This window comes from Eubacterium sp. ER2, assembly GCF_000765215.1.
Taxonomy (GTDB): domain Bacteria; phylum Bacillota; class Clostridia; order Lachnospirales; family Lachnospiraceae; genus Claveliimonas; species Claveliimonas intestinigallinarum.
On the sequence record NZ_JPJE01000018.1, the window covers coordinates 161,118 to 177,961 of the forward strand.

Genomic DNA, 16,844 nt, shown 5'->3' on the forward strand with positions numbered 1-16,844 from the left:
AAAAAGTATACCTGCAGATATGTAAAGAGGAATCGCAACACAGAAAAGGAAAGCAAGATACGAGAGAAGGAGGAATGTGATATGGAGCAGAACACCCAGGCAGGATATAAGAAAAACAGAATTATCATTCTGTTGATTGCTCTGGCAGGAATGAGTGTTTATCTTTTGCCATATTTTCGCAGCTACTATTATGACGCATATTTAGCATACTTTGGTATTAATGATATGCAGATGGGTATGCTGGGAAGCGCATATGGAGCATTGGCAATCGTGGGATACTGTTTAGGAGGCTGGGTGGCAGACCGGGCTCCGCTGAAGATTGTTGTCCCTGGATCTCTGATCGTAACAGGAGTAGCTGGATTAATTCTTCTTTTAAAACCGCCATTTCCTGTACATGTAGCTGTTTACGCAATATGGGGAATCACGACAATACTGACCTTCTGGAATCCCCTTATGAAGGTTCTGCGAAGCTTAAGCCGGCCGGAAGAGCAGGCAAGGGGATATGCTCTGTTTGACATGGGGCGTGGTATTTTAAACTTTGCATCCGGTATTGTGATCATGGCAGCTTTTACTGCGGCCTGCCGCGTGGTAGGTGATCATGCAGGTATGACCGGACTTATCATATTTTATGATTTAGAGGCTATTATCGTAGGTATTATCTGCTATTTCGCACTCAGGAACAGACTGCCTGACTTTACAAAGGAGAAAGGCGAGAAAAAATCCAACTTTGGACGGGAAGTGCTTCATGCGCTTAAAATGCCTACAACCTGGATGCTGGTCATCATCATGTTTGCTACATACGGTGTTATTATAAGCTATACATATGTTGTGCCTTACTGTACAGCGGCCTTCGGTATGTCAGCAGCTTTGGCAGGTATTATGGGATATGCGGCAAATGGATTTCGATTTGCGGGCTGTTGGATTGGCGGCCAGATAGCGGACCGAAAAGGATTGTCCGCCATGATGCTGGCAGATATAGCACTGATGATGGTTGGTGTGGCCGGTCTGATGCTGATGCCCCAGTCCATGAATTTTATGTGGCTGCTGATTTTGTTTATTGCCATTTTGTGTATGTCCATGTATTCAGCTCAGGCTCTGCATTATGCCGTTATGGAGGAAGGAAGCTATCCGGTTGAGACGATGGGCGCGGCAACATTTATCATAACGCCGCTTGGCTATGGCGCTGAAAGTGTGATGCCTCTGTTTAATGGATGGTGCCTTTCTACATTTGACGGTGTGCTTGGATACCGTTACATGTTTGGCGGCTTTTTGGTACTTCTCGCTATTGGATTTATCGCCTGTCTCATTTTCAGAGCATGTACAAAGGAGCGTAGAGCTGAGCTTGCACGGCTGAGAAAAGAAGACAAAAATAAGTAACTTTTGAACGTCTTGTATCTGGAAAGGATTGGAGGAAAGAAAAATGTTAGATCAACAGAGAGTACAGAACGTAATCAGCAACATGAAAACAGTAGGATTAAAACAGATCCTGGTGGGTGATGATCCGTCTATTTTCTATCTGACCGGGCGCTTCGTAAATCCTATGGAAAGATGCGGAGCCATTTTGATCAAGGACAATGGGGAAATCCATGCTTTTATGAATAACCTGTTCTGCTTTGATCCGATGGACGGAATGACAATGCATTACTATGCGGACGGGGAAAATCCGTATGCGCTTATAGCGAAGGAACTGGAGCCGGGAAAGGTTGGATTTGATAAAAACTGGGCCTCGAAACATACGATTTCTGTTCTGCAGGAAAGAGACGACCTCATCCCTGTAATTGGGTCAGATTGTGTAGACTGGTGCAAGGCCAGGAAGGACGAGAAGGAGAGAGAGCTTCTGAGGCAGGCCGCTCATGTAAATGATATGGCTGTTGAGTTTGCCATCAACCATATTGATCCCGCCTTAGATGAAAAACAGCTTTCCGACATGATCGAGGAGTTCTTTGAAGAGCATGGTGCTGTGCAGGACATGCAGCTTCAATATGTATGCTACGGGAAAAATGCGGCTGAGCCGCATCACGGAGCAGTGGCAGGAGAAACGTTAAAGGAAGGCGATGCCGTTCTGTTTGATCTGTGGGCTCCGATCAATAATTACTGGTGCGATATGACAAGAACCGTATTTTATAAATCTGTCACAGAAGAACACAGGAAGGTATACGAAATTGTCAAGAAGGCCCAGCAGGCTGCAATAGATTTTGTAAAGCCGGGTGTGAAAATGTCTGACATTGATGCGGCTGCCAGGAAAGTCATATCTGATGCCGGATATGGAGATAAATTCCTCACGCGTACAGGTCATGGCGTTGGCATGACCGTCCATGAGCCGCCGGAAGCAAGCGCTTCATGCGATCTCATCGCTGAGCCGGGAATGTGCTTCTCTATTGAGCCAGGTATCTACTTAAAGGATGATGTTGGTGTAAGGATAGAGGATCTTGTCATCGTGACAGAGGATGGATGCGAAGTGTTGACCAAATATCCAAAAGACCTGCAGATTGTAGGAAATGATTAATAATGAGCCAGGAAAACCCCGGAGGTCTAGCACACCTCCGGGGTTTTCGTTTTGCGTGTGGAAGAGTATATATATGTGACGTTTGACTTTACACTCTCAAAGCTACCGCATCTGCCCATACAGCTTCACCAGCTCCGTGAGTACGGCCACGGCCTGGTCCATGCCCTCCACGGTGGTGTGCTCGTAGGGACCGTGGTAGGCGTGGCCGCCGGTTCCCAGGTTGGGGCAGGGCAGCCCCATGAAGCTGAGCTGGCACCCGTCCGTGCCGCCCCGGATGGGCAGGATCCGGGGCGTGACTCCCGCAAGCTGGCAGGCCTTCCTGGCGTTCTCAATGAGGTGCATACAGTCCGCGATGACGCCTGCCATGTTCTTGTACTGGTCCGTGATGGTGAGCCTGACTGTGCCCGGACCCCACTTCTCGTTCAGGTCTTTTTCAATCAGCCGGAGGGTTTGCTTTTTCGCCTCGAAGAGGTGCTCGTCGTGATCCCGGACAATGTAGTGGAGCCGGGCGGAGGCCACGTCCCCGGACATGCCCGTGAGGTGGTAGAAGCCCTCGTAATCCTCCGTGCCCCTGGGAGTCTCCATGCCGGGCAGAAGCTGGTTGATCTCCATGGCCACCAGGGAGGCGTTGATCATGGTGTCCTTGGAGGAGCCGGGGTGGACCGCAAATCCGGTGATCTCAAAGTCGGCTTTGCAGGCGTTAAAGTTCTCGTACTGGATCTCCCCTTCTGTGTCCCCGTCCAGAGTGTAGGCGTAGTCCGCCCCAAAGCCTTCCACGTCAAAATGGGAGGCTCCCGTGCCGATCTCCTCATCAGGGGTGAAAGCGATAGAGATGGAGCCGTGGGGGATGCTTTCATCCCGCAGACGCTCTGCCATGGTGAGGATTTCAGCGATCCCGGCCTTGTCGTCCACACCCAGCACCGTATTTCCGTCCGAGGTGATGAGAGTGCGCCCCGCCAGGTCCGGCAGGTGAGGGAAATTTTTTACAGTAAGCGTGCGTCCGCTTGTGCCCAGGGGCAGATCCCTCCCATCGTAGTTCTCGTGGAGGACGGGACGGATGGGAGCGCTGCAGTAGTCGCTGACCGTGTCCATGTGGGCGATGAACCCAAGCTTCGGGCAGCTCTCATATCCCGGTGTGGCGGGGATGCGGCCGTATACGTAGCAGTGCTCATCCAGGCGCACGTCCTGGATGCCAAGGGCCGTCATCTCCTCTGTCAGGATGTTTGCCAGGTCAAACTGGCAGGCGCTTGAGGGGGATGTGCCGCTGCCCTCATCGCTTGGTGTGGGGATGACTACATATTTTAAGAGTCTTTCAAAGGCTTTCATGGTCGTTTCTTCCTTTCCTTGTCTGTGTCAAAGACCGCTCAGGATCCGCGCGATAAGCGTGGATTCCGCGGTCTGGCTGCCCTTTTATTCTAGCTCTGTGAGGCAGGGGCGTCAAGCGGACAAGAAGGACGGCAGGCAGAAAAGATAAAAATTTGTCAAAAGCTATTGCATTTCTGCCATAGCTATGTATAATAGAGGAGGTTCATTAATTTTTAACGAAAAGTATAGTATTAGAAAACAGGAGGTGCGGTGTGGATATCGGAAAGAAGCTAAAGGAGCTGCGGCTGCAGAACGACCTGACTCTGGGGGATCTGGCCTCCAGGAGCGAGCTGACAAAGGGCTTTTTGTCTCAGGTGGAGAGGAACCTGACAACCCCCAGTATTGCGACGCTGGAGGACATCCTGGAAGCCCTGGGCAGCAGTCTGTCTGAATTTTTCCGGGAGGAGGAGGAAAAGCAGATCGTCTTTCCCGTGGAGGATTTCTTTGTGGACGAGCGGGAGGACTGCACCATCGAGTGGATCGTCCCCAATGCCCAGAAGAACCAGATGGAACCGATCATCCTGACGCTGCACCCGCGCAAAAAGAGCCAGATCATGTCCGCATACCAGGGCCAGGAATTCGGATATGTGCTCAAGGGAAGCGTGACCATTGTACAGGGGAGCAAGAAGTACAAGGTGAAGGCAAAGGAGACCTTTTACCTAGACGGGACCACAAGCCACTATCTGTACAACCACGGCAGCAGTGATGCCAGAGTGCTCTGGATCACGACGCCGCCCATGTTCTAGCATGTTCTTACAGGAAGGAGAAGTGAGATGGAAGAGAAAAAACTGATAGAGTTCCGAGGCATTGTGAAAAATTTCGACGGGCAGATCGTACTGAAGGGGATCAATCTGGATATATATGAAAATGAGTTTGTCACTCTGCTCGGACCAAGCGGCTGCGGAAAGACCACCCTGCTGCGAATCCTGGGAGGATTTCTGGACGCGGACGAGGGGTCTGTCATCTTCGACGGGGAGGAAATCAGCAAGAAGCCGCCCTATGAGCGGGAGCTGAACACAGTGTTCCAGAAATACGCTCTTTTTCCCCACCTGAGCGTGTACGAAAATATCGCTTTCGGGCTGAAGATCAAGAAGATGAGCAAGGACGTCATTGATCAGAAGGTGATGAAGATGTTAAAGCTTATCGGCCTGGAGGGCTTTGAGGACAAGAATACCACCCTCCTGTCCGGCGGGCAGCAGCAGAGGGTAGCCATTGCAAGGGCTCTCGTCAACGAGCCAAAGGTGCTCCTTCTGGATGAGCCTCTGGCCGCCCTGGACTTAAAGCTTCGAAAGGAAATGCAGTACGAGCTGAAGAGGATCCAGCAGGAGGTAGGGATCACTTTCATCTTTGTCACCCACGACCAGGAGGAGGCGCTGACCATGTCCGACAAGATCGTGGTCATGAAGAACGGCGAGATCCAGCAGGTGGGAAGTCCCCAGGATATCTACAATGAGCCCGCCAACCGGTATGTGGCCAATTTTATCGGGGAGAGCAACATCATCCCGGCGGTTATGGTGGAGGATTACAGGGTGCGGTTTGACGACATCACCTTTGACTGTGTGGATTTTGGATTTAAGGAAAATGAGCCTGTGGACGTGGTCATCCGGCCGGAGGATATCGACATAGTGGATGTGAAGGACGGCAAGATGACCGGGGAGGTCTTAAGCGTGCTCTTTAAGGGCGTTCACTATGAGATCATGGTGGAGACTGTGCCCGGCACAAGCGTGACGGTCAACATGCGCGTCATAAGGAACCAGGATGTGAAGAGCGAGGACGGAAAAGAGATGATCAGCGCCAACGATTTCTATGTGGATATCGACGATGTGGAGGAGCTGGACGACAAGGAGATTATCGCCCTGTCCAACGCCCAGGCCTGGGATCCCGAGACAGATGAGTACATCTCCATCGCGAAGGTGGAGTACAGCCTGGAAAAGGAGGAAGGGAAATATCCCGTCACCTTTACCACATCAGGCGGCACCAGTATCGAGAAGACCATCTATGTGGTGGACCAGCCCTTTGTCAAGAACGAGAAGGCAAATGAGGGCGTTATGGCCTTCAATTTCTTCAAGACTGTGGATGAGATCACAGAGTCCCAGGCTCTGGACACGGATCTGAAGACATGGGCCGGCGCCCAGGGATGGAAGCTGAGCAACGAGGACGAGTCTGTGGATCTTGGCGTAGATTACGATTTCGAGCCGGAAAACGTGAAGGAGGGCGTCTACCGGATCACCTTCTCCACCACAGGCCGGGAGTTCAAGATCCACACCACAGACTACACCCAGGAGGGACAGCAGGTGGGACTCACCTTCTTCCCGGAGGATATCCATGTCATGTCCAGGGAGGTATTTTAGATGAAAAGATTTTCAACACTGGCAGTGCCCTACATCGTGTGGGCCGCGCTGATGCTGGTGCTCCCCATGGCGCTGATCGCCATGTACTCCTTTATGGAGCCGGGAAACAGCATCATATCCTTTTCCTTTACACTGGAACACTATGTGAAGTTCTTCACGGATCCGGATTTCCTGCTGATCCTGTGGCGCTCCCTTGTGATCGCTGTGAAGACCACCATCATCTGCCTGATCCTGGGCTACCCTGTGGCGTACTTTATCGCCAGGAGCCGGGAGAAGGTGCAGAATATACTGATCCTGTGCATTACCATTCCCATGTGGATCAACATGCTGGTGAGGACCTACGCCTGGATCGGACTTCTCAGCGAGGGGGGCATCATCCAGAGAATACTCGGCCTGTTCGGTCTCGGGGACGTGGAGCTCCTCTATACAGAAGGGTCTGTTCTGCTGGGCATGGTCTACAATTTCCTGCCCTTTATGATCCTGCAGATCCAGACCTCCCTGTCCAAGATGGATCACTCCCTCCTGGAGGCCAGCGCGGACCTGGGAGCCAGCCCGGTGCAGACCTTCGGGCGGGTGACGCTGCCGCTGTCCCTGCCGGGCGTCATCAACGGCATCACACTGGTGTTCCTGCCGGCGGTCAGCTCCTTCTTTATCCCGAAGCTGCTGGGCGGCGGGCAGTATTTCCTCATCGGAAATATGATCGAGAACCAGTTTATCACAGTCGGTGAGTGGAACTTCGGAAGCGCCATCTCCATGATCATGGCGGTGATCATGATGCTGCTTATGATGGCGGTGCGCAAGATTGAGCTCCACAACCAGGGAGGAAAGGGGGAGAGAGCATGAAAAAGAACCGACGCCCCTTTGGGAAGATCCTGATGATCGTGATGATCGCGTTTTTCTATCTCCCCATTCTCTATATGATTGTTTTTTCCTTCAATGAGGGAAAATCGCTGACCAGCTTTACAGGCTTTTCCCTGCGCTGGTATCAGCACATGCTGGAGTCCAGCGATATGATGACAGCCCTCTATACCACCTTCAGCGTTGCCATCATTGCCACGCTGATCTCCACAGTGGTGGGAACAGTGGCAGCCATCGGACTTTCCAGCTCAAAGAAGATCGTGCGGAATATCATGGAGCAGGTAAACAATCTGCCCATGATGAACCCGGAGATCGTGACAGCCATCGGCTTTATGCTCCTCTTCATCACCTTTAACGTGGAGAAGGGCTATATGACCATGCTGCTGGCACACATCGCCTTCTGTATCCCCTACGTCATGCTGTCCGTCATGCCGAAGATCCGGTCCCTGGATCCCAACCTGGCGGACGCGGCCATGGATCTGGGGGCCACCCCCTTCCGGGCGCTGACAAAGGTGATCGTGCCCCAGATCACGCCCGGTATTGTATCGGGAGCGCTCATCGCCTTCACCATGTCGGTGGATGATTTTATCATTTCCTATTTTGTGACAGGGCGGGGCGTGAAGAACTTAAGTATCGTGGTCTACACCATGAGCAAGCGAGTCAACCCCAGCATCAACGCCGTGTCCACCCTGGTGGTGGTGATCATCACCATCGTGCTCGTGGTCATCAATGTAGCTCCTGTCCTGGCGGCCAAAAGGAGCAGGAAGGCGGAGATGGGAAGGCGCAGGAGGTTTGTGCCCGCTGTGGCTGTATGCTGCGCTCTTGTCATCGGCCTCTTTGCCTTCCGGGCAGGAGGGGGAGCCGGGACAGACCGGCCCTTTGAGGGGCAGACACTGCACATCTACAACTGGGGAGAGTACACCGGTGAGAACATCATCGGCGACTTTGAGGAGGAGACCGGAGCCACAGTTGTCATGGAGAACTTTGACTCCAACGAGCAGATGTACATCAAGGTGGCAAACGGAGAGTCCTACGATCTGCTGGTGCCCAGCGACTATATGATCCAGCGCCTGATCCAGGAAGGATATCTGCAGAAGCTGGACAAATCCAAGCTGGACTGCTTCGACAAGCTCTCCGACGCGGTTCTGGGACTGCCCTACGACCCGAACAACGACTACTCTGTCCCCTATTTCTGGGGCACGGTGGGGATCGTGTACGACAAGACAAAGGTAGACATCGAAGATCTGGAACAAGAGGGATACAACATTTTCCTGGACGAGAAATACAAGGGAGATGTGTACCTGTATGATTCCGAGAGGGACTCCTTTATGATGGCCCTCAAGGCTCTGGGCTACTCCATGAACACGGAGAACGAATCAGAGCTGCAGGAGGCCTACGACTGGCTTGTGCGGTGTGTGGAGACCATGGATACAGAGATCGTCACAGACGAGATCATCGACAATATGGCTCAGGGGCGCAAGGCGCTGGGACTGATCTACTCGGGGGACGCCACCTACGTCATGGCGGAGAATGAGGATATGGGGTATTTCATGCCGGAGAGCGGCACGAACCTCTGGTCCGACGCCATGGTCATCCCGAAGAACGCCAAGAACCCGGAGCTGGCCCACGCTTTCATCAATTTTGCCAGCGACTATGACGGCGCCTACGACAACTCCAGCTATGTTGGGTACACATCCGCCAACCAGGAGGTCATGGATGTGCTGTCCGGCGAGGGCGGGGATTTTGAGGGCATCAACGCCTACATCCCCAGGACGGACAATGAAAATGATGAGGTGTTTGTCTACAATGAGCACACAAAGAAGATTATCAGCGATCTGTGGAGCCGGGTAAAGATTGCGGCCAGCAACGCAGATTAAGACAGAGGAGGAAAATGAGACATGAAGGTTTTATTGATCAACGGCAGCCCCCACGCAAAGGGAAATACGGCTGCGGCCCTGGAGGAGATGAAGAAGATTTTTGACGGGGAGGGCATCGGGACAGAGATCCTCCATATCGGGAATAAAGATATCAGGGGCTGCATTGCCTGCGGCTCCTGCGGCGACAAGGGCAAGTGTGTCTTTGACGATGAAGTCAATGCGGCGGCATCCAAATTTGAGGAATGTGACGGCCTCGTGGTGGGAAGCCCCGTGTATTACGCGTCAGCCAACGCCACGCTTGTCGCCTTTCTGGACCGCCTGTTCTACAGCACCCACTTTGACAAGACCATGAAGGTGGGAGCCAGTGTGGTAGTGGCAAGAAGAGGCGGCCTGTCAGCCACCTTTGACGAGCTGAACAAGTATTTCACTATCTGCGGCATGCCGGTGGCCTCCAGCCAGTACTGGAACAGCGTCCACGGGCAGGTGCCCGGTGAGGCAGCCCAGGATCCGGAGGGGCTGCAGACTATGCGCACTCTGGCCAGGAACATGTCCTTCCTCATGAAGAGCATCGCCCTCGGCAAAAAGGAGTACGGCCTGCCGGAGAAGGAAGCCAGCCAGTTCACTAATTTTGTGCGGTAATAGATTTCCTGCGGCAGCATAGCAGGGAGAACAGTATAGGAACAGAAAATGCCCGGGAGAGGAGCGCATCTTTGGAGAGCGCCCTTCCCGGGCTTCCTTTTGCCGGCACAGGTTCTGTCGGGGAAGGCGGAAGGAGTTCCGGATCATATAGGATATGGCAGGCAGTCAAAGAGCAGGCGGCACAGAAGGCAGGCCAGAAGCCCCATCCCGGTAGGCAGAAGGACGGCCGCCAGCGTCCATTTCAGGCTGCCTGTCTCTTTGTGTATGGTCAGGCAGGTGGCGGCGCAGGGCCAGTGCATGAGGAGGAAGAGGGCCGTGCAAAGAGCGGTCTGCCAAGTCCAGCCGTTTTCGGCAAATACGGAGAAAATGATCTGAGGGTCTGCGATGTCCAGCAGGGAGCTGTTTCCCATATAGATCATGAGCATGAGGGGGATCAGGATCTCGTTTGCCGGAAGACTCAGGATAAAGGCTGTGAGAATTGTCCCATCCAGTCCAAAAATCCGGGCCAGGGGATCCAGGAGGGCGACCAGGCGGGCCAGGAGGGAGACATCCCCCGTCCGCACATTTGCCAGAGCCCAGATGAGGAGTCCGGCCGGAGCCGCTACGGTGAGAGCCCGGCCAAGTACAAAGAGGGTTCTGTCGAGCATGGAGCGAAGGATCACCTGACCGACTTTAGGCCTCCGGTAGGGCGGAAGCTCCAGAGTGAAGGAGGAGGGCATGCCTCTAAGGAGCGTCCTGGACAGAAGAAAGGAGGCAAAGAGGGCTGCCCCTGTGCAGAACAAAAGAGTGCCGGCCAGACAGAAGGCGGTCAGAAGGGAGGCGGCAGGGCCTCTGCGCCCGCCTGCGGCGAACAGGGTGATCAGTGTCAGGAGGGCGGGAAACTTTCCGTTGCAGGGGATCAGGCAGGAGGTCAGGACTGCGATCAGCTTCTCCCTCGGAGAGTCGATAATGCGGCAGCCTGTGACGCCCACCGCGCTACAGCCAAGACTCATGCACATGGTCAGAGCCTGCTTCCCGCAGGTGCGGCATTTCTGAAAGCACCGATCCAGGTTGAAGGCGATCCTGGGCAGGTAGCCGCTGTCCTCCAGCAGGGTGAAGAGGGGGAAAAAGATGGCCATGGGAGGCAGCATCACGGAGACCACCCAGGAGGAGACCCTGTAGACGCCGCAGATGGCCGGCTCGTACAGGGCGGAGGGAATCCCCAGGCTCTGCGCCGCTGACAGGAGTCTGCCCTCCAGGGAGGAAAGGCAGCCGGACAGCAGGGCAGAGGGGACGGAGGCGCCGCTGACAGTGATCCAGAAAAGGAACAGAAGGAGGAGGAAGAGGATGGGAAATCCGGTGATCCTCCCGGTGAACAGAGCGTCCAGCTTCCGGTCCCTTCTGTCGCAGGCAGCACTGTCGAAGGTCACGGCCTGGCGGCAGATCTCTTCCGCGCGGCGGACAAGGTCGGCGGACTGTGCCGGAGGCTTTTGGGCGGCGGAAAGATTGCTCTTACCGCCGGGGCTTTGGGATGACTGCTCCAGAGCCCGGAGAAGAGGAGCTGTCCCTCCACGGCTTCTGGCAGAGCAGGCGGCCACCGGGATGCCGAGAAGGGTGGATAGAATATCAGTCCGGATATGTATCCCTCTCCTTGCGGCCTCGTCCATGAGGTTGACGCAGAGGATCACATGGTCAGACAGAGACAAAAGCTGCAGGGCGAGGAGAAGGCCTCGCTCCAGGCAGCAGGCGTCGCAGACCGCCACAACCAGGTCGGGGGTCTGGCTGAGAAGAAAGTCCCGCGCGATCTCCTCCTCCTGGGAGTGGGACAAAAGAGAATAGCATCCGGGAAGGTCAGTGATCTGATAGAGGACGCCTTTGTGGCGAACTGTGCCCCGGGCCAGCTCTACCGTCTTTCCGGGCCAGTTGCCCGTGTGCTGGCGCAGGCCGGTCAGAGCGTTAAAGAGCGTGCTTTTCCCCACATTGGGATTTCCTGCAAGAGCGATTGTCTTTATCGTCCATTTCTTTTCCTGATTCAATTGCTGTTTCCCCCTTGTTGATCATTGCTGGTTTCAGAGACAGAGGACGGAGCTTCCCATGCTATGTTCACCTGGGAGGCGTCCGCTTTGCGCAGGGCAATGACCGTCCGGCGGACCAGGTAGGCGCAGGGGTCTCCCAGAGGACTTTTGCCCGTGCATTTTACCAGGGTTCCGGGCACAAAGCCCAGATCCAGCAGGCGAAGGCGCAGACGGCAGCCCTCCCGGAAGCCCAGGATGCGTCCTTCCATTCCCGGAGCAAGATCCGCCAGGGAGCCTGACTGGGAGGAGGGAAATGTATAGGATGGCGTACTGTTCATGATAAGCTCACCTTGAGAAGACAGAGAGTTGTTACTTTATCCTATGCTGCCTGCCGGAAAATGCCACATCGGAAGGAGAGGAGAAAAAGGCAGTTGCAAAGCGAACACATGTTTGCTATGATAGACATGGTGGAGTATCGAGATAGCAGATGAGAGACAAACGAGGTGACGATTTATCATATGGAACAGATGACATTGTTTGACCAGAGGGAGGAGATGACTCCTCTGGCCAACCGGCTGCGGCCGGACACGCTGGATGATTTTGTGGGGCAGGAGCATCTGCTGGGACAAGGGAAGATGCTCCGGCAGATCATAGAGAGGGATCAGATCTCCTCCATGATCTTCTGGGGACCTCCGGGTGTGGGAAAGACGACCCTGGCCAGTATCATCGCCGGGCGGACCAATGCGGAGTTTATCAATTTCAGCGCGGTCACCAGCGGGATCAGGGAGATACGCTCGGTGATGGAGGCGGCGGAGATGAGCCGCAGGGCGGGCAGAAGAACCCTGCTCTTTGTGGACGAGATCCACAGGTTCAACAAGGCCCAGCAGGACGCCTTCCTGCCCTATGTAGAGAAGGGCAGCATCATCCTCATTGGGGCTACCACGGAAAATCCTTCCTTTGAGATCAATGCCGCGCTCCTGTCCAGATGTCGTGTCTTTGTCCTGAAAGCGCTGGAGGAGAGGGATCTGCTCCGCCTCCTCGAGAATGCCCTGACAAATCCCAGAGGCTTTGGGGGACAGAACGTGCAGATCACAAAAGAGCAGCTCCAGGCCATCGCCGCCTTCGCCGGAGGCGATGCAAGGACGGCGCTGAACACCCTGGAGATGGCGGTTCTCAACGGGGAGATAAAGGAGGACGGCATCCTGGTCACCCGGGAGGGGATGGAGCAGTGCATCAGCAGAAAGTCCCTTCTCTACGACAAGACAGGGGAGGAGCACTACAACATGATCTCAGCTCTCCACAAGTCCATGCGGAACAGCGACCCGGACGCGGCCATCTACTGGATGTGCCGGATGCTGGAGGGAGGGGAAAATCCTCTGTACATTGCGAGGAGACTGATCCGCTTTGCCAGCGAGGATGTGGGGATGGCGGACAGCCAGGCTCTTCAGGTGGCGGTGGCCGCCTACCAGGCCTGCCATTTTCTGGGAATGCCGGAGTGCGATGTGCATCTGACTCACGCAGTGGTCTATCTGGCTATGGCCCCCAAGTCCAACGCTCTCTACACGGCCTGCGAGGCCTGCAAAAGAGATGTGCGGACAGGAAAGGCTGAGCCGGTTCCTCTGCAGCTTCGCAACGCGCCCACAGCTCTTATGAGGGAGCTGGATTACGGAAAGGGCTACGAGTACGCCCATGACAGTGAGGAGAAGCTGACCGCCATGGAGTGTTTCCCCGAGTCCATGAGGGGAACCGTCTACTACCAGCCCACAGGGGAGGGGCAGGAGAGCCAGGTGAGAGACAGACTGGAAAAGATCAAGAAATGGAAAAGAGCTCATCTTGACAAAGAGGGACGTTCAGAATAACATGGAAGAAAGGTATATCATTACGGATGAGGAGGAAAGCGGGATGCGGGGGTCCTGCACAGAGCACTATGAAAAAATCACCGGTTTTTAAAGCGTTTCTTCTGATCCTTGGCTGTCTGTGCTGCAGCATCGCGACCAACTGGATCATGATTCCCAACGGTCTGGCAGCGCCGGGAATCACAGGTATTTCCATGACCATTGAGCATTTCACAGGGATCAATTACGCGCTGATCTACTATGCCATCACCATTGTCATTTTGATCATCACATGGCTAACGCTGGGGAGAAAGGATGCGTCCAATATCGTCATCCTCTCTATCCTTTACCCCATGGTTCTGTGGGTGCTGAGCTTTGTGGATGTGCAGATCATCTTTGAGGAGAAGCTCATCGCCCTGGCGGCGTTTGGAGTCCTCTACGGCGTGGGGATCGGTATTCCCTACCGGATCGGATTTTCCTATGGCGGGGATGACACGGTGGCAAAGATATTGAAGAAGACCATCTGGAAGTCCACGGAGCTGAAGAAGATCTACTCCTTTGAGGAGGTCATCATCCTTCTTTTCATGACCCTGGCCTTCAGCCTGGATCAGCTGGCCTACGCCTTTGCGGGACAGCTCATCTATGTGAACAGTATGAACTATGTGGTGTTTAACCTGGGACCAAAGCTGTACGACGTGCAGATGATCGGGAAGAATATGGAGAAGATCGAGGATTTCGTCATCAACACTATACACAAAAGTGTGACCATCTACCACGACGCCATGGGAGGCTACTCAAAGGAGTCCAAGGTCCAGATGAGCTGCGTGTGCAATTCCAGGGAGTACGTGCAGCTCCGGGAGTTTATCAAGGAGGGAAGCTACGACTGCTTTATCAAGGTCATTCCCCTGATTCACGTATTTGGGAACAACCGTGACTTCCACAGACTGGACGATGAAAATATCGAGTAAGAATAGCAGATTAAATGTGCTCCTGTTTGAGGGCAGCCGGCGCTCTCAGCTCTGGCCAAGCGTGTGGGCCGCCTTTATGACAGTATCCTGGATGAAAGCCTCTCCCATCCGGGTGTCCAGACAGAGGTGGTAGTTGGGGGCAGATCCCCAGGGACGCCGGGTGTAGTAGTGATAGTACTCCGCCCGGTGCTGGTCTGTCTGACGGATTTTCTGGCGTGCCTTCTCCTCAGTCAGTCCCTCTCGTGACATGATATAAGCTGCAGCGCAATGAGAAACAGGCTGAATATGACAGTGAAGGTTCCCAGTGTCATGGGGAAGTGCAGACTAAGCACATAGGGGATGGAAGAAATAGGAGAGGTGCCAAGATCCGCCTTTGTGATCAGGCTCACCCCGAATGCATTGATAAAAAGTCCGATAAAAAATAAGATATAGCGTTTTAATTTTTCCAAATTTTATCTGCCTCCTTCTGAAAGATTATCGTAGATTCTCTGGAAAATTCTCATGAATACCTCCCGATCCTCTTCTGCTATGCCCTGAAAAGCCTGTTCCTCCAGGCGCAGAAAGGCGTCCCTGACTGCCTCCTGGTCTCTTCGGCCGGAGGGGGTTAAAAAGACATGGAGAGAACGCCGGTTGCCGTCAAGCATCCTGCGCTGGATCATATTTTTCTGTTCCATCCGGTTCAGAACGGCGGTCAGAGATCCGGGCTCTATGTGGCAGGCCGCCGCGATTTCTTTCTGGGTGGCCCCGTTGTGGTCCTGGAGATAGTCCAGTACCTTGGGCTGGCCGGCTGTGAGCTGACGGCACTTCAGGCTGTCCAGGAGACGCCTGTGAAACATGGCGTGGACGGACATGCTGAGATAGTGGAAAGAAAGCTTCTGAGCATACATGGGAATGTTCCTCCTTTTGTGCATCGCCGGCAGCGTCCATGCTGTACGCACAGGCAGCATCGCACTGCAGGCGGATACTATGGATAAAATATTAGAATTCAAATAGTTAGAATTATAATTATATGGAAAGGAAAAGTCAAGAATAAAAAAGGAGGATGCCACAAGGCATTCTCCTTCTTACAGTTCACTCGGATTTTTTCTTATTTTGTCCCTTCTTCTTTTTTCTCCTCCTTTGGGAGTATGACGTTCAGAAGAATGGCCATCAGTGTGGCAACAACAACCGGTGAGCTTCCAAATACGGTAGTCACCCACTCGGGGAAGGCGGCCAGTGAGCCGGAGGCCTGGGTAATTCCCATGCCGAGAGCCACGGAAAGTCCCACAATGGAGGTGTTCCGGAAGTTCATCTCCTGCTGGAAGATGAGCTTGATGCCGGTCATGGCGATGGAGGCGAACACAGATATGGTGGCGCCGCCCAGCACACACTGGGGAATGGTGGTCAGAAGACCGGAGAACTTGGGCACAAAGCCGGCGATCATCAGGATGATGGCGGCCAGTCCCAGCACGCAGCGGTTGATGACCTTTGTAGTGGTCACAATACCCACGTTCTGGCTGTAGGTGGCTGTGGGAAGTCCTCCCAGGAAGGCGCAGAGGATGTTGCTGATGCCGTACATGACAATGCCTCCCTGCAGCTCCTTGTTCTCAGGCATCCGGTTCATGCTGCCGGATGTTGTGGCGGAGAAGTCTCCGATGGCCTGAATGGAGTTGATGGCGAACAGAAGTCCGATGGCTATGCAGGCGGAGGGCTCAAAGCTCATGGAAAAGTGCAGCGGCTGCGGAAGCTGGAAGAGCCCGGCGGACTGGACACCGGACAGATCCACAAGGCCAAAGGGGATAGCCAGAATATAGCCGGCCACAATACCGATCAGGATGGAGGCCAGCTTAAGGAAGCCTTTGGCAAAGTGATTGAGGCCTGTCACAACAGCCAGCGTAAAAAAGGCTACAAGCCAGTTCTGCCAGGAGCCGTAGGCATCGCTGGAGGTACCGCCCGCCATATAGTTGACAGCAGTGGGGTACAGAGAAAGGCCGATAGTGAAGACGACGGTCCCTGTCACAAGGGGCGGGAACAGGATGCGGATCTTCCTTATGCAGAAGCCCACAATGATGGCGACAACGCCGCCTACCACCTGTGCGCCCAGAATGGTGGCGATGTCGTAGGTGCCTGCAATAGCCTGCATGCTGGGCACGTAGGCAAAGCTGATGCCCATGATGACAGGCAGGGCGCTTCCGAGCTGGAAATTTCCAAATTTAATAAACGGGAAAAGCTGGAGCAGTGTGCTGATAGCGGAGCAGAACAGAGCGGCCTGTATGAGAATGACCCTGTCGCTGTCGTTGATCCCGGCCACACCTGCAACAATGATGGACGGCGTGACGCATCCCACGATCATGGCGACTACATGCTGCAGAGCCAGGGGCAGAGCCTGCCCGAAGGACGGCACACCGTTCAGTTCAAAAACAGACGCGTGTGTTTTCTTGACAGATGAATTTGAACCAGACATAATTTCCT

General features: G+C 54.1%; 15 protein-coding genes and 1 pseudogene. 9 read left to right on the forward strand and 7 right to left on the reverse strand.

All coding sequences use genetic code 11. From position 1 onward, the window contains the following. Window positions 1-81: 81 nt before the first annotated feature. Window positions 82-1,377: a nitrate/nitrite transporter gene (locus NI21_RS0106850; RefSeq protein ID WP_052083992.1), complete on the forward strand. Its 1,296-nt coding sequence runs from the start codon at window positions 82-84 to the stop codon at window positions 1,375-1,377. A gap of 28 nt (window positions 1,378-1,405) precedes the next feature. Further along, entirely contained in the window at window positions 1,406-2,506 is a 1,101-nt protein-coding gene (locus NI21_RS0106855; protein ID WP_147581172.1) for a Xaa-Pro peptidase family protein, read from the forward strand. Window positions 2,507-2,608: 102 nt separating this feature from the next. Here the strand turns inward: NI21_RS0106855 and pepT are convergent, their stop codons facing one another. After that, window positions 2,609-3,832 carry a peptidase T gene (gene pepT / locus NI21_RS0106860; protein WP_033125487.1) on the reverse strand — a complete coding sequence of 408 codons (1,224 nt, stop codon included), beginning with the start codon at window positions 3,830-3,832 and terminating at the stop codon, window positions 2,609-2,611. A gap of 251 nt (window positions 3,833-4,083) precedes the next feature. Here pepT and NI21_RS0106865 point away from each other — a divergent pair, with 251 nt between their 5' ends. The 5 genes and pseudogenes from NI21_RS0106865 to NI21_RS0106885 all read left to right on the forward strand — a co-directional run bounded on the left by NI21_RS0106865 (window position 4,084) and on the right by NI21_RS0106885 (window position 9,596). After that, window positions 4,084-4,617: a helix-turn-helix domain-containing protein gene (locus NI21_RS0106865; RefSeq protein WP_033125488.1), complete on the forward strand. Its 534-nt coding sequence runs from the start codon at window positions 4,084-4,086 to the stop codon at window positions 4,615-4,617. Window positions 4,618-4,644: 27 nt separating this feature from the next. After that, window positions 4,645-5,631, forward strand: a pseudogene (locus NI21_RS0106870) (ABC transporter ATP-binding protein); the annotation flags it as partial. 591 nt (window positions 5,632-6,222) lie between these two features. Then, window positions 6,223-7,065 carry an ABC transporter permease gene (locus NI21_RS0106875; protein ID WP_033125490.1) on the forward strand — a complete coding sequence of 281 codons (843 nt, stop codon included), beginning with the start codon at window positions 6,223-6,225 and terminating at the stop codon, window positions 7,063-7,065. Next, window positions 7,062-8,957 carry an extracellular solute-binding protein gene (locus tag NI21_RS0106880; RefSeq protein WP_033125491.1) on the forward strand — a complete coding sequence of 632 codons (1,896 nt, stop codon included), beginning with the start codon at window positions 7,062-7,064 and terminating at the stop codon, window positions 8,955-8,957. The genes NI21_RS0106875 and NI21_RS0106880 overlap by 4 nt, the downstream gene beginning before the upstream one ends. 21 nt (window positions 8,958-8,978) lie before the next feature. Beyond that, on the forward strand, window positions 8,979-9,596 hold the full coding sequence (locus tag NI21_RS0106885) for a flavodoxin family protein (protein ID WP_033125492.1): 618 nt from the start codon (window positions 8,979-8,981) through the stop codon (window positions 9,594-9,596). Between the two features lie 143 nt (window positions 9,597-9,739). Here the strand turns inward: NI21_RS0106885 and NI21_RS0106890 are convergent, their stop codons facing one another. Both NI21_RS0106890 and NI21_RS0106895 read right to left on the reverse strand, forming a co-directional pair. Further along, window positions 9,740-11,611: a ferrous iron transporter B gene (locus NI21_RS0106890; protein ID WP_081958000.1), complete on the reverse strand. Its 1,872-nt coding sequence runs from the start codon at window positions 11,609-11,611 to the stop codon at window positions 9,740-9,742. Continuing rightward, window positions 11,608-11,928, reverse strand: a complete 321-nt coding sequence (locus tag NI21_RS0106895; RefSeq protein WP_081958001.1) for a FeoA family protein — start codon at window positions 11,926-11,928, stop codon at window positions 11,608-11,610. The genes NI21_RS0106890 and NI21_RS0106895 overlap by 4 nt, the downstream gene beginning before the upstream one ends. Before the next feature lie 180 nt (window positions 11,929-12,108). Here NI21_RS0106895 and NI21_RS0106900 point away from each other — a divergent pair, with 180 nt between their 5' ends. Both NI21_RS0106900 and NI21_RS0106905 read left to right on the forward strand, forming a co-directional pair. Beyond that, window positions 12,109-13,449, forward strand: coding sequence for a replication-associated recombination protein A (locus NI21_RS0106900; protein WP_033125493.1), 1,341 nt, complete (start codon window positions 12,109-12,111; stop codon window positions 13,447-13,449). Window positions 13,450-13,517: 68 nt separating this feature from the next. Then, window positions 13,518-14,393 (forward strand): YitT family protein, encoded by an 876-nt coding sequence (locus NI21_RS0106905; protein ID WP_033125494.1) that lies wholly within the window; start codon window positions 13,518-13,520, stop codon window positions 14,391-14,393. Between the two features lie 45 nt (window positions 14,394-14,438). Here the strand turns inward: NI21_RS0106905 and NI21_RS0106910 are convergent, their stop codons facing one another. From NI21_RS0106910 to NI21_RS0106925, 4 genes are all read right to left on the reverse strand, one after another. Continuing rightward, window positions 14,439-14,642 (reverse strand): cytidylate kinase family protein, encoded by a 204-nt coding sequence (locus tag NI21_RS0106910; protein WP_033125495.1) that lies wholly within the window; start codon window positions 14,640-14,642, stop codon window positions 14,439-14,441. Continuing rightward, window positions 14,624-14,842: a DUF6198 family protein gene (locus NI21_RS0106915; protein WP_033125496.1), complete on the reverse strand. Its 219-nt coding sequence runs from the start codon at window positions 14,840-14,842 to the stop codon at window positions 14,624-14,626. Before NI21_RS0106915 ends, NI21_RS0106910 begins: the two co-directional genes overlap by 19 nt. A gap of 3 nt (window positions 14,843-14,845) precedes the next feature. Then, entirely contained in the window at window positions 14,846-15,280 is a 435-nt protein-coding gene (locus tag NI21_RS0106920) for a MarR family winged helix-turn-helix transcriptional regulator (RefSeq protein ID WP_033125497.1), read from the reverse strand. A gap of 200 nt (window positions 15,281-15,480) precedes the next feature. Further along, a complete protein-coding gene (locus tag NI21_RS0106925; RefSeq protein WP_033125498.1) occupies window positions 15,481-16,836 on the reverse strand; it encodes a uracil-xanthine permease family protein in 1,356 nt (451 codons plus the stop codon). Window positions 16,837-16,844 lie beyond the last annotated feature (8 nt).